Genomic DNA, 24,031 nt, shown 5'->3' with positions numbered 1-24,031 from the left:
TTTGCTCCCCAGCTGTGGAACTTTATGTTAACTGTCGAACACTAGCCTCTTGGCGGTGCGAGAATTAGCTTCCCCTCCTTTGTCTTCTGGGGCTTTCTCGGGCGATCCTTCACGGGTTCAGGTTTCAACACTTCCAGCGTCGGGCGGTATTCGGTGTCTTTCACGTCGAACCGGGGGAGCTTGTTGATTTCACCACAGACAACATCCGGAGTGAAATCGCCGTAGCCTTCTCGGGCGTCGGTCTTCTTTCGACTGCCCAACATGTAATCCCGGTTCTCCTTGGTCATCTTGAAGCGTCGCGATAGGGTCGTGAAGAGATGCCGCCATGCGTGGTTAGGTCGTCCGCCGGGTGCCGGTTCGGTCAGAACGCTTTGCGTCCAGTCTCCAACACGTGAGCCGCTATACTTCGCCCTGTGGGTCTCCTCCATTCCCCGCATGTCGGTGCCTTCAGGGTAAGCTCGATAGAATGCTGGCCCATCACCTACAGCCCTGAACATATCAAGGATGCCCATTTCGATTAGATGCTCATGAATGCCCGTAGTCCAAGCCGCCTTGCTCTTTGTTCCGCCGTCTGCTGGGTCGATGAAAAAGATCGGATGCCCTTTCTCAATACGAACATTCTTACCTTGTAGCTGCGCGGCTTCAGAAACGCGAAGCCCGGTATAGGCGCAAATCCATGGAACCCAGAAGATCGCCCTTTGGTGATGCGAATCGAGGTCCTTCTCAGTGCCACGGAAGGTTGCTTGAAGAATCGCTAGGGCCTGTTCGTGAGTGTATGAGCGAGAACCGATCGGCGCTGGCGCTTCACGCTTATCCCGAATCGAAGCCGCAACGTTTTGTGTTAAGCTAAATTCGTTGACGCCATGGGCAATTGTAGCTTTCACCGCAGACAGCTTCTTGTCATTGATCGTCTTGGCAGACAAGCCTTGCTTGATCAGAGCGTCTTTCCACTCGCGAACGTTGTCCTTTGTGACGCGCTGGGCGTCACTGTGCCCGATGAATTTGACAAACAGTTTCAAGTCGCTGCGGTAAGCCCGGTGCGTCTTAGACGTTCCCCTGTCCTTGAACTTGTGATCGAGCAAGTCGAATAGGTCGAGCTTCGTTTCGTTCGCTTTCTTAGGTGTCGCCTCGGGTTCGCCTTCCGATTCCACGATAGGTCGGTATTCCGGATAGCGCTGGCGTATCTCGGTGTCTGGCGTGTAATCGCCTTGGGCTTTCCTCTTGTTGACGTGTGCCATCTCGTTCATGGCTTTCGCTGTTGCCACCAGCAGACGGTCACGGCTGTCCGTATCGATGACAAGGCCCTTTGCTCTAAGCATTCCGTCCACTGCTTCACCAAAACGACTATTCAGTGCCGCATACGTCCGGTCCTCTGGATCACCTATGATGAATTGAGACATCCCAAAGTTGCCGCGCATGGCTGCTGAATTGTCTTCCACGACACGCTGCCAGAGTTCAGGGCTACCCGGCTCATCGTCGTGGGCGTCGGTCCAAGCCTTGTAGGCTATCCCGGCAAGGGCCTGAATTTCCTTCTGGGTGAGCCTGATCGGTCCATTTCGCAAAGCTCCCCAGAATTTCGACAAGGCTGCATCGGCCTCCCTATAACGGGCCTTGGCTTCTGCCGGGTCTTTCGTCGCAAGAGAAATCTTGACGCTTTCGCCTATCGTGATCGACTTGATGCCCCCGTTGACCGGAAGTGCGATGGTCTTACCCTTAGCCTTTTCCTTCAAATCAACAGGAACCCTCTGTCTGAGGTAATAGGTTCCAGTCTTCGGGTGCTTTACAGGTGAAGGCATAGACAAACTCATGTGGACCACCTCTGTGTACCAGAAGGCCATCCAAAAGTCTTTGTTTTTCAGGAAGTTCTATCAATTCAAGAAGATAGAATGGTGCTGCGAGAGAGGATTGAACTCTCGACCTCTCCCTTACCAAGGGAGTGCTCTACCACTGAGCTACCGCAGCAATCTCTTGAGTGCGGCGGACTTCTGCCACATCATTACGCAAATCGCAAGCAAGCAATTGCATTTCTTTTCACATAATGTGGAAATCTGCCGGACCCACATTCGAAAGCCGCTTTTCCGGCTCTTTCTCCCGTAGTAGAAGACAGCATGAGCGAGAATACGACCAACAAAGAGAAACAAACCCAATCGGACCAGCGTAAAAGGCGCCGCGCCGAGGAGCTGCGCGCGAATCTGATGCGTCGCAAAGCGCAATTAAGATCACGTCGCGCGGGCGAAGCGGATGAACGAAATGACGGCATCACCGCTGTCAGCGACGATAAAGACTGAAAATCGTAACAACAAAGCCTTCCTTGAAGATAGGGGGGCTCTGCGGTAAAAGCCCATTTCTGTTCTTCGCAGCGATGTCGTCCTATTGTGATTCGTATTTGACGTAATTTGGCCGCAAGACTCGTAATTTCATGACGCAACGCCACCGCGCCGTATCGGCTGCCGGATTTGGTGAAATTTATCGGGCAAGGTATCGGCCCAGAAGGTGACATAGTATGGATCGCATCAAAATCGTGGGTGGCAACAAGCTCAACGGCATCATTCCAATCTCGGGTGCAAAAAACGCCGCTTTGCCATTGATGATCGCCTCGCTCCTGACCGACGATACGCTGACGCTCGAAAATGTACCGCATTTGGCTGATGTCGAGCAATTGATCCGTATTCTCAGCAATCATGGGGTAGATTATTCGGTCAATGGCCGTCGCGAGCATCAGGATGGAGCCTATTCTCGTACGATCCATTTCACTGCCCGCAATATCGTCACCACCACTGCACCTTATGAACTCGTCTCCAAGATGCGTGCGAGCTTCTGGGTGATCGCACCTCTTCTCGCGCGCATGGGTGAAGCAAATGTTTCCCTGCCGGGCGGCTGCGCCATCGGAACGCGCCCGGTCGACCTTCTGCTTGAAGCTTTGTTAGCTCTTGGAGCCGACATCGAAATCGAAAACGGCTATGCCAAGGCGAAGGCCAAGAACGGCCTGGTTGGCGCACGTTATAAGTTCCCAAAAGTCTCCGTGGGTGCAACCCATGTCATGCTGATGGCAGCAGCCCTTGCAAAGGGTGAAACCATCATCGAGAATGCCGCCCGCGAACCGGAAGTCGTCAATCTCGCCGACTGCCTCAATGCAATGGGCGCCAAGATCACCGGCGCGGGAACCAGCACCATCCACATTGATGGCGTCACCAGCCTGTCTGGTGCACGCGTCCGCGTTATTCCTGATCGTATCGAAGCCGGAACCTATGCCATGGCTGTTGCCATGACAGGGGGCGATGTACTTCTGGAAGGCGCGCAGGAGAGCCAGCTTTCCGCCGCTCTCGAAACCTTGCGCCAGGCGGGAGCTGAAATCACAGAGACCAATAGCGGTCTCCGCGTTGTGCGTAACGGGCATGGTATTCACCCCGTTGATGTCACGACGGACCCTTTCCCGGGCTTCCCGACCGATTTGCAAGCCCAGTTCATGGGCTTGATGACCAAGGCGAAGGGAACGTCGCATATCACGGAAACGATTTTCGAGAATCGTTTCATGCACGTGCAGGAGCTGGCGCGTCTTGGCGCGAAGATCTCTCTGTCCGGTCAGACTGCAACAGTCGAAGGTGTGGAGCGCCTGAAAGGCGCACAGGTGATGGCAACCGATCTTCGGGCCTCGGTTTCGCTCGTGATCGCTGGCCTTGCTGCTGAAGGCGAAACCATGGTCAACCGCGTTTATCATCTGGATCGCGGCTTCGAGCGCCTGGAAGAAAAACTGTCGCGCTGCGGAGCGACAGTAGAACGTATCAGTGGCTGATATGACCGTGCCGGAGCGATTTCATCGCTCCGGTTTTTTCTTGCCTGAAGCGCATCCCGAAAAGTGTGAAACGATTTTCGGGTAAGTTGAGCGTTAAAACAAAACAGTCAAAGTTCCTTTTCAAAGGCGACGGGCTTGAAAAGCCTGTCGATTTTTTTGCTTTGACATGCCAAGTTGGTGGCTGACCCAGCGGACAATTGATTTTCTGTCCACCGGGCGCAGTTATGGACCAACAACCGGAAAGTGGTGCTGGAGTATGGATATGTTGAAGCTTGTGGCGCTGGATGAGGAGGATTTGCAGGTCCTGTCCGCTCATCTTCAGGACGCAGTTTTAAAAGTATCCGACCTTCAGTATCTCGCAAACGAAAAGCGTTTCGTCCTGACGGCAAACCGTTTTGTCTGGGAAGAAAGCAAGCCGAAATTCCTGCGCAAGCCGCAGTATCAGCGCAGGCGCACCGCCCTGCATTTCAATCGTGTGATTGCAGCCAAGGCAACCGGCATCGACCGTCAGAAGCCGGATGATGTGCTTTCCCTGATGGCTATTCAGTTCACTGCTGGCGAAACACCGGCCGGAACAATAGAACTGACTTTTTCGGCAAATGCGGCTATCCGTCTTGAAGTCGAATGTATTGAGGCGCAAATGACGGACCTCGGCGCGGCATGGGAAACTGAATCACTTCCTCGCCATAACGTCTGAAAGGTTCCACAAACCGTCTTTCGTCAGCCGGCGCCCCATTCAGGCAAGCATATTTGAAGGAATAGAAGCGTGGTCAAGACGCTCAGACAAACCGATCCCGATTTCGAGAATAATTTCGCGACATTTCTGGCAGGCAAACGCGAAGCATCCGAGGATGTTGATCGTGCGGCGCGCGAAATCGTCGACCGCGTGCGCCGGGAAGGCGATAGCGCGCTCATCGACTATTCCCGTCGCTTTGACCGGATTGATCTCGATAAAACCGGAATTGCGGTCACTGAAGCTGAAATTGATGCTGCGTTTGACACAGCACCAGCGTCAACAATCGAAGCGCTGAAGCTTGCGCACGAGCGTATTGAGAAGCACCACGCGCGGCAACTGCCGAAGGACGACCGCTATACGGATGCGCTTGGCGTTGAGCTTGGCTCGCGCTGGACCGCTATCGAGGCTGTGGGGCTTTATGTTCCAGGCGGCACCGCAAGCTATCCAAGCTCCGTCTTGATGAACGCAGTTCCTGCCAAAGTGGCAGGTGTAGAACGCATCGTCATGGTGGTTCCGTCGCCAGACGGCATTCTCAATCCTCTGGTTCTGGTTGCAGCCCGTCTGGCGGGCGTGTCGGAAATCTACCGTGTCGGTGGGGCGCAGGCTATCGCGGCCCTCGCCTATGGCACCGAAACAATCAAGCCTGTTGCGAAGATCGTCGGCCCCGGCAACGCCTATGTTGCGGCGGCAAAACGCATCGTCTTCGGTACAGTCGGCATCGACATGATCGCAGGCCCCTCCGAGGTTCTGGTCATTGCCGACAAGGACAACAATCCAGACTGGATCGCCGCTGACCTCCTTGCCCAGGCGGAGCACGATACCGCTGCGCAGTCGATCCTCATGACCAACGATGAGGGTCTCGCTCAGGCTGTCGAAGAAGCTGTCGAAAGACAGCTCCGTAATCTTCCGCGCGCGGAAACCGCGGCTGCAAGCTGGCGCGATTTCGGCGCCGTTATTCTGGTCGAGGATTTCGAGGCAGCCATTCCACTTGCAAATCGCATTGCAGCCGAGCATCTGGAAATCGCTACAGCCGACCCGGAAGCATTGCTGCCCAAAATTCGCAATGCAGGCTCCATCTTCATAGGTGGCTATACGCCGGAGGTGATCGGCGATTATGTCGGTGGCTGTAATCACGTTCTGCCGACGGCACGCTCGGCGCGTTTTTCATCCGGCTTGTCTGTTCTCGATTACATGAAACGCACGTCGCTTCTCAAACTCGGCCCTGATCAACTGCGTTTGCTCGGACCTGCGGCAATCGAGATTGCCCGCGCCGAAGGTCTTGACGCACACGCGCAGTCTGTCGCTATCCGGCTGAATCTATGAGGTGACATGACCACCGGTGTTCCAAATGCGCGCCTTGTAGACGTCGAGCTCGATGAATCCATCGGGCGCTCGACGCCTGATGTTGAGCATGAACGCGCGGTGGCCATTTTCGACCTGATAGAAGAAAATTCCTTCCACCCGATCGGAGACGAAACAGGAGGCCCCTATCGTCTGAAGCTTTCATTGATGGAATCACGACTGATCTTTGCCATCACCCGTGAAACCGGCGAAGGTGTAGCGACCCATATTCTGTCGCTTACGCCGTTACGTCGTGTCGTGCGCGATTATTTCATGATTTGCGAAAGTTATTATCAGGCGATCCGGTCAGCCACGCCGAGCAAGATCGAAGCAATCGACATGGGGCGGCGCGGCCTTCACAATGAGGGGTCGCAAACCCTGCAGGCTCGGTTGAAGGGTAAGATCGAGGTTGATTTCAACACAGCCCGGCGGCTTTTTACACTTGTATGCGTCTTGCATTGGAGAGGTTGAACATCGATGACCATCACCGATGCCTCTCCCTTGAGTTTTAGCGCCGACGGCGACGAAGATCATAAATCGCGCTTGCCGAAATCCCTGCTTTTCGTTTGCGGCAAGAATGCAATTCGTTCACCCATGGCGGAATTACTTGCAAGACAGGCCCTGCCACCCAATATTTATGTGGCTTCCGCTGGCGTGAAGCGGGGTGAGCGCGATCCGTTTGTCGATGCTGTCCTTCAGGAAGAAGGCTTATCGCTGGATAACAGACAGCCGCGCGGCCTCGAAGAACTTGCGGACGGCTATTTCGACCTCATTGTAACGCTGACGCCGCTCGCCCATCATACTGTTCTGGAGCGGATGCGGGGGTTCTCGGTTGATGTGGAGTACTGGCCGACCCCGGACCCAACTTTGGTAACGGGTAGCCGCAGCCAGATCATGGCAGCCTATCGCGACGTGCGTGACCGTCTGAAGCGGCAGATCATCCAACGTTTTGACAAGAACGGTTCCGGCTAGTACGGAATCGACGGAACAGTTCTAACTGTTTGTTTTGTCGCATTATCCTACGCAGATCTGCTTCGCATTTCTGCTGGAAATGCTCCGGCATTAAGTTCACGGAATTCCGTTGTTCACAAATGCCGCCTAATCATATAGGTTCCGCGCAAATTACGACCTAAAGACCGCTCGAGAGCGGCATTTTATCAGAGAAAGAAACAGGTATCGCATGGCGAAAGAAGAAGTCCTCGAATTTCCGGGTGTTGTTACGGAACTGCTGCCGAATGCTATGTTCCGCGTAAAGCTCGAAAACGAACATGAAATCATCGCCCATACGGCGGGCCGTATGCGCAAGAATCGCATCCGCGTTCTGGCCGGTGACAAGGTTCTGGTTGAGATGACCCCTTACGATCTGACCAAGGGCCGCATCACCTACCGCTTCAAGTAAGCAACCCGTTCCCGTTCAGGACCTGTCTATTCGATGAGCGCTCAACACAAGCTGGTTCTTGCCTCCGGTTCTCCACGCAGGATCGAGCTTCTGGGGCAGGCAGGCATCGAACCGGACCACATCCATCCGGCTGATATAGATGAAACGCCGCAGCGTGGCGAACATCCGCGCTCGCTGGCGCGGCGTCTGTCGCGGGAGAAGGCACGCAAGGCACAGGAACAGTTGAAGGACGACGCGAATTACGGCAGCGCCTTCATTCTTGCCGCCGACACCGTCGTAGCCGTTGGTCGGCGAATTCTTCCAAAAACGGAAATTACCGACGAGGCGAGAGAATGCCTGCGGCTTCTTTCCGGGCGTACGCACAAAGTTTTCACCGGCGTGAGCCTTGTCTTGCCGAATGGGAATTTACGCCAGACACTGGTCGAAACACGCCTGCGTTTTGAACGGTTATCTCGCCAGCAGATGGATGCCTATCTCTCGTCTGGTGAGTGGCGCGGTAAAGCGGGCGGCTATGCTATCCAGGGACTGGCGGGCAGCTTCGTCATCAAGCTGGTTGGGTCTTATACAAATGTCGTGGGACTGCCACTACAGGAGACCATAAGCTTGTTGAGCGATGTCGACTACCCGGTTTACGCTAACTGGAATAGCGGAAAAGTCTGAGAAAAGGCATGAGCGACAAGAAGGACATATCGGCAGCCGCAGGTGCACGGGTGACGCCATTGCGTCCGACGCGCCCCTGCCCGGAATGTGGCAAGCCTTCGTCACGCGAATCCTACCCGTTCTGTTCGCCGCGCTGTAAAAGCATCGATCTCAATCGCTGGCTCTCGGGCAGTTATGTGCTGCCGGGAAAGCCGATTGATGAAGAGGAAGAAGACGGAAACTAGACCTCTCTCAGAGCGACCCATCCAATAAAATCAGCGCTGGCAGTTCCGTTTGACCGGACCTATGAAGCTGCTCTATCTCCTTGTTTTTACGCATTATCCTACGCTAAACCGCTTCGCACTTTTGCTGGAAATGCTCTATTTATCAAAGAAGTGAGAAAAGCTGATAAAAATTGCGATACGGTGCTGGACAGCGCGAAATTTAATGCTATAACCCACCCACTTCCGGCGGGAACCAACACCGCCCTGAACAAGTAAATCGCTTGTTACGGATGCCCGGATAGCTCAGTTGGTAGAGCAGCGGATTGAAAATCCGCGTGTCGGTGGTTCGAATCCGCCTCCGGGCACCACTTTATCTTCAGCAATAGCCGAGATTATGTTTGCCTTGTCAGGCGTTTGTCTTGTTGTTCCAGAGCATTTTCTGTTTTCAATAAATCATGGGAATACTCTGTTTATTGGTTTTATCGCGTATCTTATCCGAACGCCGTTTCACGCTTTTTGCAATGTGCTCCGGTCGCGTGATGATGGTCGAAATATTGACCTGACGGTTTTCCTCTGCGAGGACTAAAGTTCTACCAGTTCCTACCAAACCATCCACCACACGAGGAAAACTCCATGCTCTGGACGTTGTTCGGCATCCTTTCCGGTGCCTGTATTGCCATTCAGGCGCCGATCAATGCGGCCTTGGCTCGCGGATTGGGATCGCCGGTAACGGCGGCTGCGATTTCATTTCTCTCCGGTGCCGTCATCCTTGCCATCATCGCCGGAATTACCGCACGCGCGACCGGTACGCTGCCTGCTTTCAATGTTCCTCCCACATGGCTCTTTGTCGTGGGCGGTGCTCTCGGTTGCATTTATGTGACGACGTCCATCCTGTTGACCCCTCGCATTGGCGCGGCCGCCGTCATGGGCCTTGCCGTTGCGGGGCAACTGCTGGCTGGCTTGCTGGCCGATCGTATTGGCTTTATGGGGGTTGCCGTGCGCGAGATCACCGCTGGACGCGTTGCCGGTGCTGTTCTGTTGCTTTCCGGCGCGCTTATGATCCGCTTTCTATAAAGCAAAAAGGCCGCACTTTTCAGCGCGGCCTTTCAAGACATCCGAAAACCGGCTCTCAACCCTTGAAGGTATAGTCCGCAATCGACTGTGGCTTCATTTCAATTGAGAAGCCCGGCAGTGATGGCGGCATATAAGCCGCATCCTTGATAACACATGGATCGATGAAGTGTTCGTGCAGATGATCGACATATTCGATCACGCGGCCTTCCTTGGTGCCTGAAACGGCGACATAGTCGATCATCGACAGATGCTGCACATATTCACACAAGCCAACGCCACCTGCATGTGGCCAAACCGGCTTGCCAAACTTAGCAGCAATCAGCAGCACGGCCAGAACTTCATTCAAACCACCCATACGGCACGAGTCGATCTGAACAATGTCGATAGCACCTTCAGCGATAAACTGCTTGAACATGATGCGGTTCTGGCACATTTCACCGGTCGCAACCTTCACATCGCCAATGGCTTCGCGAATCTTGCGATGGCCTGCAACATCGTCCGGGCTGGTTGGTTCTTCGATGAAGAACGGCTTGGAGAAGGCAAGCTTGTTGACCCACTCAATCGCCTGATCGACTTCCCAGACCTGGTTGGCATCAATCATCAGATAGCGATCGGGGCCGATCACTTCGCGAGCGATGGTCAGACGACGGATATCGTCTTCGAGATCACGGCCAACCTTCATCTTCACGTGGTTGAAGCCCTCGTCGATAGCTTCCTGACACAGACGACGCAGCTTGTCGTCATCATAGCCGAGCCAGCCAGCCGAAGTTGTGTAGCAGGCATAGCCTTCACTTTCGAGCTTGGCGATACGTTCGGCCTTGCCGGATTCCGCCTTGCGAAGGATTTCAATAGCCTCGTCACGTGTCAGCGCATCGGTGAGGTAGCGATAATCGACGATATCGGCGATTTCTTCCGGCGACATGTCGCCGACAAGCCGCCACACGGGCTTGCCGGACTGCTTTGCCAGCAGATCCCAGAAAGCATTGACGACAGCGCCGGTGGCAAGATGCATAGCGCCCTTGTCTGGACCGATCCAGCGCAACTGGCTGTCGCCGGTCAGATAGCGCCAGAATTTTCCAGGTGCCGCGCGGAAGTCTTCCAGCGAGGCACCCACAACGAGGTGGCGCATGGCAAGAATAGCCTGACAGCAGATGTCGTTGCCGCGACCGATGGTGAAGGTGAGGCCATGGCCCTTCAGCGCCTCGTCATCCGTATCGAGAATGACATAAGCCGCTGAATAGTCCGGGTCGGGATTCATCGCGTCAGAACCGTCCAGACTTTGCGAAGTCGGGAAGCGCAGATCGAAGACGCGCAGATCAGTAATTTTCGTCATGTTTGATTCCGTGATCTGAGCATGATCCCCAAAAATGGAGACCGGTTTTAGAGATCAAGCTCAAAAAAATTAAACGTCAGCGCGCACGTTCTGCTTTTGCGTACCGAGACCTTCAATACCGAGTTCGACAGTGTCGCCAGCCTTGAGATAGCGCGGTGGCTTCATGCCCATGCCGACGCCGGGAGGCGTGCCGGTGGAGATGATATCGCCCGGCTGTAGCGACATGAACTGCGAGAGATAGGAAACGAGGTAACGCACGCCATAGACCATGGTCTTGGTCGAGCCGTCCTGCATGGTTTCGCCATTGACAGTGAGCCACATTTTGAGGTTCTGCGGGTCGGCAACTTCGTCCTTCGTGACAAGCCATGGGCCAGTTGGGCCAAACGTGTCGCAGGACTTGCCCTTGGTCCACTGACCGGCGCGCTCGATCTGGAAAGCGCGCTCTGACACATCATGCAGCGTGCAGTAGCCAGCAACATAATCCAGCGCGTCCTCTTCCGAGACGTATTTTGCGGTCTTGCCGATAACGATGCCGAGTTCGACTTCCCAGTCGGTCTTTTCAGAGCCGCGCGGGATCAGCAGATCATCATTCGGGCCGACGATGGCCGAGGTGGCCTTCATGAAGATGACCGGCTCCGGTGGCACAGCCATGCCGGATTCTGCTGCGTGATCGGCATAGTTGAGGCCGATGCAGATGAACTTGCCGGTGCCTGCAACGCATGGGCCAAGGCGCGGGTTGCCTTCGACCTTTGGCAGTGCATTGACATCCAGCGCACCGAGCTTGGCGAGTGCTTCAGGGCTGAGAACGGCACCCGACAGATCGCTGACATGGGCAGAGAGATCACGGATATTGCCGTCTGCATCGAGAAGGCCCGGCTTTTCCTGGCCGGTGTCGCCATAGCGAAGAAATTTCATGCGCTTACTCCTTGTGAGGATGAAAAAAGTGGGGCTAAGGGTGGTCGAGATTCTGCCTGTGGTGCGCCGAAGATGGTGTTTTTCGAGAACCGGAGCGGGGTGTACTTAAAGGTACATGAGCACCGGAAGCGAAGAAAACCGCCATTTGCAGGCCGCCAGAGCCTGAATATCGACTACTCTAAATTGTCCAGCCGCCGTCGATGTTATACGCTTGACCCGTCGTGTAAGTTGCGCCTGCGAGATACACCGCGAGATCGGCGATCTCTTCCGGCTGACCTATACGGCCAATTGGCTGGCGTGCAATGAAAGCGGCGCGCTGTTCTTCATAGTCGCCCTGCGCGCGCAGACGATCCTGCAATGACGGGCTTTCAACTGTGCCGGGGCAGATCGCGTTGCAGCGGATGCCCTTGGCAACATAGTCGGCAGCGACAGCCTTGGTCAGACCTATAACGGCAGCCTTGGTGACACCATAGGCAAAGCGGTTCGGCACGCCTTTGACGCTCGAAGCAACAGACGCCATGTTGACGATCGAACCATCCTGCCTTTCCAGCATGCCCGGCAGCACGGCCTGAATGGTACGGATCATCGCCTTCACGTTGAGGTTGATCGCAAAATCAAGATCTTCGTCCTTCATTTCAAGGATCGAACCGCCATGGACTACGCCCGCGCAATTAAAAAGAACATCAACCTGGCCGATTTCGGCGACGAGTGCCTTAACGGCTGCGTCATCCAGCACGTTAAGCTTGCGCGTGATGATGCCCGAAATGCCTTCAATCTCTTTGAGGGCTGTCTCGTTGATGTCGGTCGCATAGATTTTTGCGCCGGCTTGCGCAAATGCAAGCGCGCTTGCACGGCCAATGCCTTGCGCTGCGGCTGTGACCAGCGCAGTTTTCCCATCAAATCGTATCGTCATTTTCATGCCTTCCGTTCAACAAGCAGGATGTGGTCGCATGCCAGCACCACTTCGTCCCGCTGATTAAGCACTTCACACCGTTCGGTTACACGGCCCATATTTGCGCGTTTCGGGTCGTCTTCCTTAGCGCTGATCGTCACGCGTGTGCGGATCGTATCGCCGATATGTACCGGACGCACGAACCGAAGGCGGTCATAGCCATAGGAAAACGCAACAGGGTTAATCAGCGTTGCAGTCAGCCCAACACCGATTGCAAAGATCATTGTGCCGTGGGCAATACGCTGGCCGCCCGGCAATGTCTTGGCAAATTCCGCATCCATGTGGTGTGGAAAGAAATCGCCCGTATGACCAGCGTGAACCACGAAATCCGTTTCGGTGATCGTGCGGCCATAGGTAATACGCTGAGCCTCAAGCTCATAATCTTCAAAATAGATCGTCTGTTCAGACATGATCAAAACTCCGGTTTTGCAGCCAGCGGCGTGGCGGGCGCTGCACTTGACTGATAGGCCGCTTCGACCAGTGCCATGGTATGCCAGGCATCTTCAACGGAGCCGATCAGTTCTGCGTCTTCGCCGGTCGCAAAGCACTGCAACTGTGCCATACGATTGAGGAAAGCGTCCGGGAACCATGCGCCTTCCAGCGGCACGGACACCCAGTCATCACCGCCCTTTGGCCTGATCCACAATTCATCGGGCTCGCCATGCGGATAGTCGAGATTGACGCCAAGTTTCACGTAGGCCGCGCCCTCGGTACCGCAGATGCGGAACTCGCAGGCCTGAAACTTGCGGCCCAAATCATGGTCGTGATTGATCGACAAAGCGCAACGCACGCGGTCGCCATAATCGAGGATTGCGGCCGTGCGGGTCTGGGCGACTTCGTGATCGGGATGGCCAATGGTCTTGGCATGAACGCCTTGCGGATTGCCGAGCAGCCCACGCACAAAATCCAGATAATGAATCGAATGCATGGCAATCTCAATACGCGGCAGCCCCTTGAGAAAAGGCCAAAGCCCCCAAGGGGTCGCTAGCGCCAGCCACGCATCGAAATCCACCACTTCACCAAGCAAGCCTTTATCGACCGCGTCGTAAAGTGCCTGCATCATCGGCGCAAAGCGCAACTGGAAATTCACCGCCGCTTTCAGATCGCGCGCACGGCAGACCTTCAGAATTTCCGTGGCCGCAGCAAGGTCGCTGCCCATCGGCTTCTGGATGAGACACGCAGAACCTTCCGGCAATTGCGACAGGATCGACATGTGGGCCGACGGTGGCGTCGCCAGATCGAAGACAGCGCCTTCAACCGCAATCGCTTCCTCAAGGCTTGCAAAAGCCTTTACACCCCACTGGTCTGCAAGCGCTGACGCCTTGTCCAGATTGGGATCGAAAATGCCGGCAACCGGAAAACCACCCTGTTTGTAGGCTGGCATATGCGCGTCGCCGACAATGCTGCCCGCGCCGAAAATCACGATGGGCTTCGGCTGTGCGGGCTTGGCCCACCACTGGCGCAGGGATTTCGGATCGAAGGCTTCAGTCATGATGGAAAACCTCCTCCATCATGGCCCACCACTCGCCCTCTTTGCGGGTTTCGAGCGGCTTCTGGCACGGCATGCAGACCGACCACCATTCCTGATTTTTAGGATCGTCGGCCATTTTCTTCATGTCAGCTCTAAAGTCCGTGCCGACATATTCCCATGTGCCAAACAGCAGGTTTTCAGGCTCTTTGAGAAAGATCGTGTAATTGGTGATGTTACACTCGGAAATGAGCGCCAGAATTTCCGGCCACACGCTCGCGTGCAGCTTTTTATACTCTGCGATCTTCTCAGGCTTCAGCCCGATCACCATCCCCATTCTTTGTTTCTGGCTCTGAGCCATTATGACCTCACGATCTCGCGGGTGAACTCGGAAACCGAACGCGCACGCACAGCATCCCAATCCCATGAGATACCAATGCCCGGCTCTGATGGCGCAATGGCGTGGCCGTCGCGGATTTCCATTCCCTTCGTGGTGAGATCATCAAGCTGTGGGATATATTCAACGTAGCGCCCGTTCTGCACCGCACAAGTGAGGCTCACATGCAGTTCCATCAGGAAATGCGGGCAGACCGGAATATCGAAAGCTTCTGCCGCATGCGCCACTTTCAGCCATGGTGTGATGCCGCCGATGCGCGCCACATCCACCTGCACGATGGAGCAAGCCCCCTTCTGCATATATTCGCGGAAATGGCGGATTGAATAGATCGACTCTCCCACCGCAATTGGCGTCGGGGTGGAGCGCGTCAGGCGGATATGACCGTCAAGATCATCCGCCGGAAGCGGCTCTTCAATCCAGGCAAGATCAATCTCCTTCAAGCGTTCTGCGCGACGAATGGCTTCGTCAACGCTAAAGCCCTGATTGCAGTCCGTCATGATTTCAAAACCATCACCGACGGCTGCACGCACAGCGGAAAGCCGCGCATAATCTTCCGAACCATGCGGCTTGCCAATCTTCACCTTGGAGCCGGAGAAGCCCTTGGCCTTGGCTTGCAGTGCATCCTCGACCAGCGCTTCTTTTTCGATATGCAGCCAACCGCCTTCGGTCGTGTAAAGCGGACAACGGTCCTTGGCACCGCCAGCAAGTTTCCACAATGGCAGGTTCTGCTTCTTGGCACGCAAGTCCCAAAGGGCCGTATCAATGGCAGCGAGCGCCAAAGCGGTGATCGCGCCGATGGTTGTGGCATGGGTTGCAAATTCGAGCTTGCGCCAAATCGCCTCGATGCAATCCGCATCCTCATTAAGAATCAATGGCACCAGATGATCGCTCAACAACCGCATGACAGATGAACCGCCAGTGCCGATGGTGTAGCTATAGCCCGTGCCGACTGCACCATCGCTGTCAGTAATGGTGACGATTGGAGTCTCCTGGCTCACAAAACTCTGGATCGCATCGGTGCGCTTGATCTTCGGCGGAAGGTCAACCATGCGCAGTTCGACTTTTTCAATCCGTGCCATAGTTACACCGCTAAGCTCTTGCCGCTTGCAGCATCAAAGAGATGCGCTTGCGACAAATCAAATTGCATAAGAACAGTCTCGCCCGGTTGCAGGTGACGCGGGTTGAGCATACGTGCGACCCATTCCTTAGCTGCGAACTCCGCAAAGACCAGTGTTTCATTGCCGAGTGGCTCGGTGATGGAAACGCGCAAGCTGCCTTCGTGAATGGCGTCTCCCGACGAAAGCCCATGGCCTTTCGGGAACAGATCATCCGGGCGCAGACCAAATGTAACTTTAGCACCTTCGCTGACCTTGGCCTTAAACTGCGCTGGCACCGGCAGGCGCTCACCATTGGCAAAAACCAGCTCTGACGCTTGCACAGTTGCTTCAGCCATATTCATCGGCGGCGAACCGATAAAGCCAGCTACGAACTTTGTGGCAGGACGCTTGAACACTTCATCGGGCGTTCCGACCTGCTCGATATGACCGTCACGCATGATGACAATACGGTCCGCCAGCGTCATGGCCTCCACCTGATCATGCGTCACATAAACGACGGTGGACTGCACCTTGGCGTGCAGTTTCTTGATCTCGGTACGCATCTGTGTGCGCAGCTTCGCATCAAGGTTGGAAAGCGGTTCGTCAAACAGAAACACTTCCGGGTTACGCACAATGGCGCGTCCCATGGCAACGCGCTGGCGCTGACCACCCGAAAGCTGTGCCGGGCGCCGCTCCATCAGTGCTTCGAGACCGAGAATAGCGGATGCCTCATTGACGCGACGGTCGATTTCCGCTTGTGACTGTTTGGCGATTTTCAGCGAAAAGCCCATGTTTTCGCGTACCGACATATGCGGATAGAGCGCATAGGACTGGAACACCATGGAGATGTTGCGATCACGCGGCGGCAGGTCGTTCACCACTTTGCCGCCGATTTCGAGCGCACCATCGGAGATGCTCTCAAGACCCGCAATCATGCGCAGCGTCGTGGACTTGCCGCAGCCGGACGGACCAACAAGAGCGACAAATTCCTTGTCGGCGATTTCAAGATTGATGCCATGCACCACTTCAACGGTGCCATAACGCTTGACGAGATTTTTAATGGAAAGCTGAGCCATTTTATATCAACCTTTAACAGCGCCGAACGTCAGACCAGCAACAAGATGCTTCTGGACGATGAATGTGAGGGTCAGTGCTGGAATAATCATCACAACCGCCAGTGCGCACATGCCGCGCCAGTCGATAGTAAATTCAGCGGTGTAATCGAGAAGACCGACAGGAAGGGTCTTGGAATTTACGGAACGGGTAAGCTGGGAAGCCAGCGCATATTCGTTCCATGAAGTGAGAAAGGCGAAAATGCCTGCGGTCGCGATGCCCGGACCGGCCAGTGGAAATTCCACCTGCCAAAAGGCCTGCCAGCGTGTGCAGCCGTCAATCTGGGCCGCTTCCGCCAGGTCCTTGGGCACCTGACGGAAGAAGCCGTCAATCAGCCAGATGGTGAAAGGCACGTTGAGGGCCACATAGGTGACAATCAGACCAAAATGCGTGTCGATGATGCCGATGCGCGAATAGAGCATGAACAGCGGCAGCGACAGGGCAATGCCTGGCACCGAGCGTGTCAGCATGAGGCCGAGGAAGGTTGTCGATTTGCCCCAGAAGCGGAAGCGCGCAAAGGCATAGCCGCCCGACACGCCGACGATCAGCGCAATAATGGTGGATGTGACCGAGATGATCAGCGAGTTGCGGAAATAATCCCATACCGGGATACCGCCGCCACCCGCACCAGAGAACATCGCGTAATAAGCATCAAGCGTGATTTCCTGCGGGATCCAGACCGGCGGCTTTGCCATGATTTCGACCGGCGGACGCAGCGAAGACAGCACGATCCACAAACCCGGAAGGCAGATGATTGTCATCGCGAGAAACAGGCCGATGAGATAGGCGAGTTTCTTGACGCGGCGTAGCACGCGATGCTGATTATTAGAGAGGGTTTTGGAAGCCATGATTACCACTCCGCTCCGATTTGCGCGCGTGCGGCTGCAAGCTTGCGGAAGAACATTACAGTAAAGAGGATCGAGAGCAGGATCGCGACATAGGCCATGGCATTGGCCAAGCCCATCTGCGCATCCGAATAGGCGGTACGGCCGACCAGCGTCCAGATCAGCTCGGTTCGCCGTGCCGGCCCGCCATCGGTCATGATCTTCACGATGTCATAGGCGCGCGCCACATCAAGCGAACGAATGGTCATTGCGATGAAGGCGAACGGCATCAGATAGGGCCAGATGACATAGCGGAACGTCTGCCACGGCGTACAGCCATCAACCCGCGCGGCCTCGACCGGATCCTGCGGCATGGACAGAAGGCCGCCCAGAATGAGGATCGCAAATACTGAGGTCGACATCCAGACTTCCGCCATCAAAATGGCAAACAGCGCCAGATTGCCGTCGATCAGCCATGGAATGGCGGTGTCGGTGATACCCAGCGATTGCAACGCATTGTTCACCAGACCGATATTGTCGTTGAACATGAACTTGAACTGGAAGCCGACCAGAACCGGCGAGAACATCATCGGGAACATCATCAAGGTACGCAAAACGCGCTGGCCGTGGGTGGCCTTGTTGATGAGCAGCGCCAGGCCAAGGCCCAGCAGCATTTCCAGATTGAGCGCAATGGTGAGGAAGATCACCGTGCGAATGAATGCTGCCCAAAACACCCAATCACTCATGATGCGCTGATAGTTACGCAGACCGATGAAGGTGAACAGGCTGTCAGGTCGCGTCAGCCGGAACGGCGTGAAGCTTGAGTAAAGCGACAGCGCGAGGGGAAACAGGACCACCGCCGCGAGAATGATGAAGGCCGGAAGCAAAAGCAGAACCGGCGGGGAAATTCGTTTAAACATTGTTCTTCCGAAGCGGTGCGTTGATAAGCGCAAAATGGCCCGCCCCGTTCAGAGCGGGCCATGAAGTCATAGTTTAAATCAAACGGCGTGCTTAGAGTTCGCCAGCATCCTCGAGAATCTGCGTTGCTTTCTTGGCTGCATCGTCGAGCCCCTGTTGCGAAGTCTTGTCGCCAAGGATCGCAGCCTGAAGCTCAGGGTAGACAGCGTTTGAAATTTCGATCCAGGACGGGGTCTGCGGGACCGGGAAAGCGGTCTTGGCCGTTTCCTGGAATACCGAGAGCACTTCCTTCTTGTATGGGTCGGAAGCAGCCTGTTCGATGACATAATCCCAGACAGCAGTGCGGGTTGGCAGCGTACCAGCAGCCGATTCCTGCTTCTGCGAATCCTCGTTGGTCAGGAACCAGACGAGCGATGCAGCGGCATCCTTGTTGTCACAGGATTCCGTCACCGAGAAACCATGATGACCCGACCAGCCAGTGCGCTTGCCAGCCGAACCTTCAGGGGCCACGACAACACCGACATTGCCTGCAACTTTTGACGATTTTGGATCGTTGAAATAGCTCGCCCAACCTGGCCAGTCCAGATTGAGCGCAATCGTACCCGATGCAAAACCTGCACCAAGCTCATCCCAGAGATAATTGGTTGTACCGGCAGGGACAGCCTTGGCCTTATAGACATTCACGAACCAATCCAGCGCACGCACACCGGCTTCCGAATTGAAGGCTGGCCTGCCTTCCCCATCCAGATATTCACCGCCTTCAGCAACCAGCATTTCATAGAAGCGGCCATTGATCGCTTCTTCCTTACCCGCAAACTGCGTACCGTAGAAATTCGGCGGATCCGCAAAGAACACAGCCTGATCGGAAACTTCTTTCCATGTCTTTGGCGGCGCCAGATCGTAGCCGTATTTTTCCTTGAATGCCGCCTTCTTGGCGTCATCCTCGTAGAGGCTCTTCTGATAGTAAAGCGCGGAGACGTCAAACTGCGCGCGCGGCAGCATGACCAGCTTGTCGTTAAGTGTCGATGCCTTGATCACCGATGGCACGAAACCTTCGATTTCTTCCTTTGGAAGCAAGCCATTCAGGTCGGCATAGAGAACAGGATATTGCGGCGCAAAAGACGAGTGGTTGGAGCCAACACACCAGTTGACCGAACCAGAAGCGATGTCCGACTTGATTTCCTTGTCCAGTTCGAAGTGGTTTTTCTTGGACAGGATATTGACCTTGGCACCGGTCGCCTTTTCCCATTCGGCAATGCGCGAATAAAGCGCTTCATATTGCTGACCGCCGATCAGCTTGGCGTTTATCGTCACGCCTTCAAATTTACCCGGAAGGTCCGCTGCCCCCGCAGAAACCATACCCAGCGCTAGCAGAACTGAACCTGCCAGCACAGACGTCGTAAAATACCTCATACTTTCCTCCTCATGACGGACATCTCCCGTGTCCGCACCCAATTGTAAATTATGTATTTATATGCAAACATATTATTCACAGTCGGTCAAGGCGCTTTCGCTGAGTTCATGACTTTCATCTGCTGCGATGTTCGTATATGAAGTACGTTATTCATAAAGGAGGGTCAGCTTGGAAACGGATGATCGCTACCGCGCACCCGCGCTGGACAAAGGGCTGGATATTCTCGAATTGCTGGCAAGCGTCGATGGCGGCTTGAGCCAGGCCGAGATTGCCAAATATCTTGATCGCAGCCCCAACGAGTTTTACCGTATGCTCGACCGGCTGGTGAAGCGCGGTTACGTCACAAAGCTTGAAGGCGACCGCTATTCGCTGACACTCAAACTGTTCGGTCTTGCGCATCTTCATGCGCCGGTGCGCAGACTTGCGTCTTTCGCGACACCTTTCATGCGCGAACTTGCCGACCGCTCGAGGCAAGCCAACCAACTTGCGGTGTTTGATCGCGGATCTGTCGTCGTGATTGCGCAGCAGGAAGCGCCGGATTACTGGGGTATTTCAATCCGCGTCGGCTCGCATATCAGCCTGTTTGATACGGGGTCAGGCCACATACTTCTGGCGTTTCGCTCACCGGAAGAACGCAAGATGATGATTGCGGAATATGTAAAAGGCGGCGAAAGCGTGAAACTTGACGATAGCTTCTACGAACGCCTCGACCAGATCCGCGAGCGCGGCTATGAAATGATGCCGAGTGCGCAGGTTGCTGGCGTTTACAATCTTTCGGCACCGATCCTCGGACCTGAAGGCACCTGCATCGCAGCACTGACTTGCCCTTATGTTACGCTGGTAAACTCGGCCTCGGCACCAGACATCACGCAGACAATCAATCTGCTGCAAAAGACGGTCAAAGACCTGTCCAAACTGGTCGGCTCAGACATTGGAGCAACAGATTAGACGAAAGCCATAATTCTTATTTGAAAACTCTCTTCTTTTTTGAAAGTATCAAGACGAGGAGAAATTCATGATTATAGACACCCATCTGCACCTGATCGACAAAAGCGCGCTCAATTATCCATGGCTTGACGGCGTTCCGGCACTCAACCGTGACTTTCTGTTTGAGACCTACAGACAACAGGCTGAACGCTGTGGCATTAACGCAGCGCTGCATATGGAAGTGGATGTGGCAACCGATGCCATTCAGGCTGAAACGGACCACATTCAGGAGATTTCCAGAAGATCGGGCGGTTTTATCAAGGGTGCCATTGCTTCCTGTCGCCCGGAAGAGCCGGGATTTGCCGCATATCTGGAACAAAGCCGCAGCAATCCTTTCGTCAAAGGCTTTCGCCGTGTGCTGCACGTCGTACCGGATGAACTTTCAGAAGGCGCGTTGTTTCGGGAAAATATCAAACGGCTGGAAGGCACCGGCCTGACCTTTGATCTCTGCACACTTCCACACCAGATCGACAAGGTGACGGCACTTGCCGATCTCGCCCCGCACGTGCAATTCGTGCTCGATCACTGCGGCGTACCCGACATCAAGTCAGGCGCATTGGAAAGCTGGAAGATGGGCATTACCAAAGTTTCGCGGCGCGACAATGTAACGGCAAAGATTTCCGGTGTGGTTGCCTATGCCAATCCTGAAAACTGGACCGTCGACACCGTGCGCCCTTATGTGGAGCATGTTATTCACTCATTCGGCTGGGAACGCATTGTGTGGGGAAGCGACTGGCCGGTCTGCACACTAGCAAGCAATGTAGATGCCGGGCTTTCGACATGGGTGGCGACAACCCACGCACTTCTTGAAGGGTGCAGCGAAGATGAAAGAGCGCTGCTTCTTTCCGAGAATGCAACGCGTCTTTGGAAACTTTGACATTGATCAGGCTGGCGGCAAGCCGCCAGCCTTTCCATATAAATCAGAAGCTTTCGCGGAAAAGCCGATTGAGGTCGGCCACGACATTTTCTGCCTTCTCATTGTCCAGCAAGCCCTTGTTGATGCGCTCGGAGGCCGCTTCCTGAAACGGCATATAGCCATCGTGACGGGGACGCACCCATGCGCCTTCCAACGTCGCGCGCGTGTCGCGATAGAAGTCAGACGTCACCGCATTCACACCGTCGTCTTCCCAGGCTGCCGCGTGTCCCGGCTGACCATTGGACGCCGCATAAAGCCCCTTCTGCACATCCCCGCCTGCAACCCAATAAGCAAAGTCGATAGCCGCTTGCGGGTGTTTGCTGAAGGTTGAAACAGCAATGCCCGTACCGCCCAGAGCCGACCCGGCAAAACCCGCCGGACCTAATGGAATATCGGCAAAGCGGATCAGGCGATCACGGAAACCGGGCATGGCATAGTTCACATAGCCGTAAATCAACGGCGAACAGGCAATCCCGGATTCAGGCTTTGCCATTTCCTCAAACACGGCAATCGGGTCCATGCTAAAACATTCGGGCTTCACCAATGACGCAAGCTCACGCAACTGCTCGAAAGCCTGTGAGCCATCCTCAACTAAGATCAGCTCTCCTTCCACCGAGCAAGGCGTACCGTTATTGGCGGCGAGTGTGTAGAAACTCATCAGCGAATGGGGCGAGCGCAGTGGCAGCAGAACTTTCCCGGCACGGGCAAGACGCAGCACTTCAGCCCACGAAGTTGCAGGCATATCCATCAGATCGGGACGCCATGCCTGAACTTGCGTCGCGGCATCCAGCGGAAATGCCCATTGCCGCCCCCGCCAGTTATAACTCGGGAAAGATTGTCCAACCGAACCATCGGCAAGCGCCTTGAGTTCGATCTCACGACCCGCCACGTCAAGCGGCAACAGACAGCCTTCCTTGGTGATCTGTCCTACATGCGGATGATCAATCACGATCATATCGAAATTGCGCGCCAATTCCTCGACTGGAAAGGTTTCAAAATCCTGGAGCGAGCGCTTTTCCCATTCGATCTCGACGTTCTTCTGCTTGAGCCATTGTTCGGCGGCCGCAACCATCGGGTCATAGCCGCGCGGATGGCTCCAGGTCATGCCCTTAAGCCTGATCGTGCTCATAGTCCGAACTCCTCGCGAATCTGAACGCTGTTTTCGCCAATGCGCGGTGCGGCGCGTGCCACCTTCGGGCGCTGTCCGTTGATACGCAGCGGTGAACGCGTGGTGGTGATGGAAACATCATCTTCACGTGTCACCGTCTGAAGCATATCGAGAACCGAGAAGCCTTCGCTCGAAAGAAGCTCTTCCCAATTGAGAACGCGGGCGCACCAGATATCGGCAGGCTCCAGAATGGCGAGCCATTCATCGACAGTTTTCTCGGCAATGCGCTCAGCGATCAGCCGCTTGATCTCATCACGCTTGGCAAAGGCTGTTTTCGGATCATCCGCAAAAGGTGCCAGCGTGTCGGTTTCAAGCAATGCTGCCAGTTTCGCAATCGGCATCATGGCAATCGCCAGATAACCGTCCGCTGCCGGATAAACGCCATAGGGTGCTGCAAGATAGGCATGGGCACTGCGGAAATCCGAACGTTTTGGCAAACGGCGCCCGTCGTTGAGATGCGTGGTCAGCACCTCAAACTGGAAATCGACCAGCGCTTCAAGAAGACTGGTTTCCACATGCGCGCCCTTGCCCGTCACACCCCGGCGAACCAGTGCTGCAAGAATACCCTGCGCTGCTGCCGCGCCTGCCAGCATATCGGCAACGGCGAGACCAAATGGCACCGGCCCCTGCCCTTCATCACCATTGAGCCACATGAGGCCGGAGCGCGCCTGTGCCAGCAGATCCTGCCCCGGACGGCCGACCCATGGCCCCTCCTCGCCATAGCCGCTGATCGATGCATAGACGAGGCGCGGATTGATTTGCTGAACGGCGTCGTAATCAAGACCAAGACGCTGGATGACACCGGGACGGAAGTTCTGAATCAACACGTCGGCCTGAGCGAGAAGTTTTTTCAGCGCCGCCAGATCGTCAGGGTTTTTCAGGTCGATGGCAAGGCTGTCCTTGCCGCGATTGATTGCATGAAAAATCGTGGAATCGCCGCCGATTTCCGTATCGCTCAGATAAAGCCTGCGCGAGAGATCGCCGCCATCGGGCCGCTCAATCTTGATGACCCGCGCACCCAGATCCATCAGGCGCAACGAGCAATAAGGCCCCGACAGGAACTGGCTCATATCAACAACGACCAGCCCGCTCAGCGGCAGTTCGCTTTCCGGCATCGGAAAATTCCCTCCTCGTGAATTTCTTATGTGAATACAGTCTTCACATATGGATTAATGGAAGGCAAGGCTGAAATTGGGCTCAGAACGCGAAAACGCCGCCCGATTGGGCGGCGTTCTCAGTCCCGATTTGATAAATAAAGCATGTCGCAGCTAAATGGACTCATTGAGCGTTCGCGAACATGAGACAATGAAAAGAACCTAGAGC

At 55.1% G+C, this 24,031-nt stretch carries 26 protein-coding genes and 2 tRNA genes; 13 read left to right on the top strand and 15 right to left on the bottom strand.

From position 1 onward, the window contains the following. Positions 1 to 41 precede the first annotated feature (41 nt). Both FJQ48_RS00670 and FJQ48_RS00665 read right to left on the bottom strand, forming a co-directional pair. Positions 42 to 1,808: a DUF6538 domain-containing protein gene (locus FJQ48_RS00670; protein WP_139973295.1), complete on the bottom strand. Its 1,767-nt coding sequence runs from the start codon at positions 1,806 to 1,808 to the stop codon at positions 42 to 44. 79 nt (positions 1,809 to 1,887) lie between these two features. Beyond that, positions 1,888 to 1,962 (bottom strand) — tRNA-Thr (locus tag FJQ48_RS00665). 146 nt (positions 1,963 to 2,108) lie between these two features. On the opposite strand from FJQ48_RS00665, the gene FJQ48_RS00660 reads away from it, so the two are divergent. The 11 genes from FJQ48_RS00660 (at position 2,109) to FJQ48_RS00610 (ending at position 9,206) form a co-directional block, all read left to right on the top strand. Further along, positions 2,109 to 2,288, top strand: coding sequence for a hypothetical protein (locus FJQ48_RS00660; RefSeq protein WP_139973294.1), 180 nt, complete (start codon positions 2,109 to 2,111; stop codon positions 2,286 to 2,288). Positions 2,289 to 2,503: 215 nt separating this feature from the next. After that, complete coding sequence (gene murA / locus FJQ48_RS00655) at positions 2,504 to 3,793, top strand: UDP-N-acetylglucosamine 1-carboxyvinyltransferase (protein ID WP_139973293.1); 1,290 nt, start codon at positions 2,504 to 2,506, stop codon at positions 3,791 to 3,793. 256 nt (positions 3,794 to 4,049) lie between these two features. After that, a complete protein-coding gene (locus FJQ48_RS00650) occupies positions 4,050 to 4,490 on the top strand; it encodes a DUF2948 family protein (protein WP_139973292.1) in 441 nt (146 codons plus the stop codon). A gap of 69 nt (positions 4,491 to 4,559) precedes the next feature. Then, a complete protein-coding gene (hisD, locus tag FJQ48_RS00645; RefSeq protein ID WP_139973291.1) occupies positions 4,560 to 5,852 on the top strand; it encodes a histidinol dehydrogenase in 1,293 nt (430 codons plus the stop codon). Positions 5,853 to 5,858: 6 nt separating this feature from the next. Further along, positions 5,859 to 6,341 carry a UPF0262 family protein gene (locus FJQ48_RS00640; RefSeq protein WP_139973290.1) on the top strand — a complete coding sequence of 161 codons (483 nt, stop codon included), beginning with the start codon at positions 5,859 to 5,861 and terminating at the stop codon, positions 6,339 to 6,341. A gap of 6 nt (positions 6,342 to 6,347) precedes the next feature. Further along, positions 6,348 to 6,842, top strand: coding sequence for a low molecular weight phosphatase family protein (locus FJQ48_RS00635; protein WP_139973289.1), 495 nt, complete (start codon positions 6,348 to 6,350; stop codon positions 6,840 to 6,842). A 208-nt stretch (positions 6,843 to 7,050) separates the two neighbouring features. Next, positions 7,051 to 7,269, top strand: a complete 219-nt coding sequence (infA, locus tag FJQ48_RS00630) for a translation initiation factor IF-1 (protein ID WP_002965531.1) — start codon at positions 7,051 to 7,053, stop codon at positions 7,267 to 7,269. A 33-nt stretch (positions 7,270 to 7,302) separates the two neighbouring features. Next, positions 7,303 to 7,929, top strand: a complete 627-nt coding sequence (locus tag FJQ48_RS00625) for a Maf-like protein (protein ID WP_139973288.1) — start codon at positions 7,303 to 7,305, stop codon at positions 7,927 to 7,929. Between the two features lie 8 nt (positions 7,930 to 7,937). After that, positions 7,938 to 8,153: a DNA gyrase inhibitor YacG gene (yacG, locus tag FJQ48_RS00620; protein WP_139973287.1), complete on the top strand. Its 216-nt coding sequence runs from the start codon at positions 7,938 to 7,940 to the stop codon at positions 8,151 to 8,153. Positions 8,154 to 8,424: 271 nt separating this feature from the next. Then, positions 8,425 to 8,500 (top strand) — tRNA-Phe (locus FJQ48_RS00615). Positions 8,501 to 8,765: 265 nt separating this feature from the next. Further along, positions 8,766 to 9,206: a DMT family transporter gene (locus FJQ48_RS00610; RefSeq protein WP_139973286.1), complete on the top strand. Its 441-nt coding sequence runs from the start codon at positions 8,766 to 8,768 to the stop codon at positions 9,204 to 9,206. A 55-nt stretch (positions 9,207 to 9,261) separates the two neighbouring features. On the opposite strand, the gene FJQ48_RS00605 is transcribed toward FJQ48_RS00610, so the two are convergent. From FJQ48_RS00605 to FJQ48_RS00555, 11 genes are all read right to left on the bottom strand, one after another. Continuing rightward, positions 9,262 to 10,539 carry an L-fuconate dehydratase gene (locus FJQ48_RS00605; RefSeq protein ID WP_139973285.1) on the bottom strand — a complete coding sequence of 426 codons (1,278 nt, stop codon included), beginning with the start codon at positions 10,537 to 10,539 and terminating at the stop codon, positions 9,262 to 9,264. Positions 10,540 to 10,608: 69 nt separating this feature from the next. Continuing rightward, on the bottom strand, positions 10,609 to 11,454 hold the full coding sequence (locus FJQ48_RS00600; RefSeq protein WP_139973284.1) for a fumarylacetoacetate hydrolase family protein: 846 nt from the start codon (positions 11,452 to 11,454) through the stop codon (positions 10,609 to 10,611). A 178-nt stretch (positions 11,455 to 11,632) separates the two neighbouring features. Further along, positions 11,633 to 12,367, bottom strand: a complete 735-nt coding sequence (locus FJQ48_RS00595) for an SDR family oxidoreductase (protein WP_139973283.1) — start codon at positions 12,365 to 12,367, stop codon at positions 11,633 to 11,635. Between the two features lie 2 nt (positions 12,368 to 12,369). Next, positions 12,370 to 12,816 (bottom strand): MaoC/PaaZ C-terminal domain-containing protein, encoded by a 447-nt coding sequence (locus FJQ48_RS00590; RefSeq protein WP_139973282.1) that lies wholly within the window; start codon positions 12,814 to 12,816, stop codon positions 12,370 to 12,372. Positions 12,817 to 12,818: 2 nt separating this feature from the next. Next, positions 12,819 to 13,898 carry a Gfo/Idh/MocA family oxidoreductase gene (locus tag FJQ48_RS00585; RefSeq protein WP_139973281.1) on the bottom strand — a complete coding sequence of 360 codons (1,080 nt, stop codon included), beginning with the start codon at positions 13,896 to 13,898 and terminating at the stop codon, positions 12,819 to 12,821. Continuing rightward, positions 13,891 to 14,235, bottom strand: coding sequence for an L-rhamnose mutarotase (locus FJQ48_RS00580; RefSeq protein WP_139973280.1), 345 nt, complete (start codon positions 14,233 to 14,235; stop codon positions 13,891 to 13,893). Before FJQ48_RS00580 ends, FJQ48_RS00585 begins: the two co-directional genes overlap by 8 nt. Next, the gene (locus FJQ48_RS00575) at positions 14,235 to 15,350 is read right to left on the bottom strand and encodes a mandelate racemase/muconate lactonizing enzyme family protein (RefSeq protein ID WP_139973279.1); all 1,116 of its coding nucleotides are present in this window, start codon (positions 15,348 to 15,350) and stop codon (positions 14,235 to 14,237) included. Before FJQ48_RS00575 ends, FJQ48_RS00580 begins: the two co-directional genes overlap by 1 nt. 2 nt (positions 15,351 to 15,352) lie before the next feature. Continuing rightward, positions 15,353 to 16,444 (bottom strand): sn-glycerol-3-phosphate ABC transporter ATP-binding protein UgpC, encoded by a 1,092-nt coding sequence (gene ugpC / locus FJQ48_RS00570; RefSeq protein WP_139973278.1) that lies wholly within the window; start codon positions 16,442 to 16,444, stop codon positions 15,353 to 15,355. A 6-nt stretch (positions 16,445 to 16,450) separates the two neighbouring features. After that, positions 16,451 to 17,329: a carbohydrate ABC transporter permease gene (locus tag FJQ48_RS00565; protein ID WP_139973277.1), complete on the bottom strand. Its 879-nt coding sequence runs from the start codon at positions 17,327 to 17,329 to the stop codon at positions 16,451 to 16,453. A 2-nt stretch (positions 17,330 to 17,331) separates the two neighbouring features. After that, positions 17,332 to 18,225 carry a sugar ABC transporter permease gene (locus tag FJQ48_RS00560; protein WP_139973276.1) on the bottom strand — a complete coding sequence of 298 codons (894 nt, stop codon included), beginning with the start codon at positions 18,223 to 18,225 and terminating at the stop codon, positions 17,332 to 17,334. 91 nt (positions 18,226 to 18,316) lie between these two features. Beyond that, positions 18,317 to 19,636, bottom strand: a complete 1,320-nt coding sequence (locus FJQ48_RS00555) for a sugar ABC transporter substrate-binding protein (protein ID WP_139973275.1) — start codon at positions 19,634 to 19,636, stop codon at positions 18,317 to 18,319. 169 nt (positions 19,637 to 19,805) lie between these two features. Between FJQ48_RS00555 and FJQ48_RS00550 the strand changes: the two genes are divergently transcribed. Further along, on the top strand, positions 19,806 to 20,585 hold the full coding sequence (locus FJQ48_RS00550; RefSeq protein ID WP_139973274.1) for an IclR family transcriptional regulator: 780 nt from the start codon (positions 19,806 to 19,808) through the stop codon (positions 20,583 to 20,585). A 67-nt stretch (positions 20,586 to 20,652) separates the two neighbouring features. Then, the gene (locus tag FJQ48_RS00545) at positions 20,653 to 21,501 is read left to right on the top strand and encodes an amidohydrolase (protein WP_139973273.1); all 849 of its coding nucleotides are present in this window, start codon (positions 20,653 to 20,655) and stop codon (positions 21,499 to 21,501) included. 43 nt (positions 21,502 to 21,544) lie between these two features. On the opposite strand, the gene FJQ48_RS00540 is transcribed toward FJQ48_RS00545, so the two are convergent. Both FJQ48_RS00540 and FJQ48_RS00535 read right to left on the bottom strand, forming a co-directional pair. Further along, complete coding sequence (locus FJQ48_RS00540) at positions 21,545 to 22,669, bottom strand: extracellular solute-binding protein (protein WP_139973272.1); 1,125 nt, start codon at positions 22,667 to 22,669, stop codon at positions 21,545 to 21,547. Then, positions 22,666 to 23,823, bottom strand: a complete 1,158-nt coding sequence (locus tag FJQ48_RS00535; RefSeq protein WP_139973271.1) for a CaiB/BaiF CoA-transferase family protein — start codon at positions 23,821 to 23,823, stop codon at positions 22,666 to 22,668. The genes FJQ48_RS00540 and FJQ48_RS00535 overlap by 4 nt, the downstream gene beginning before the upstream one ends. Positions 23,824 to 24,031 lie beyond the last annotated feature (208 nt).

This window comes from Ochrobactrum sp. CGA5, assembly GCF_006345815.1.
Classification (GTDB): Bacteria; Pseudomonadota; Alphaproteobacteria; order Rhizobiales; family Rhizobiaceae; genus Brucella.
The sequence above is the reverse complement of the archived record's forward strand: the minus strand, read 5'-3'. Positions and strand labels throughout refer to the sequence as shown.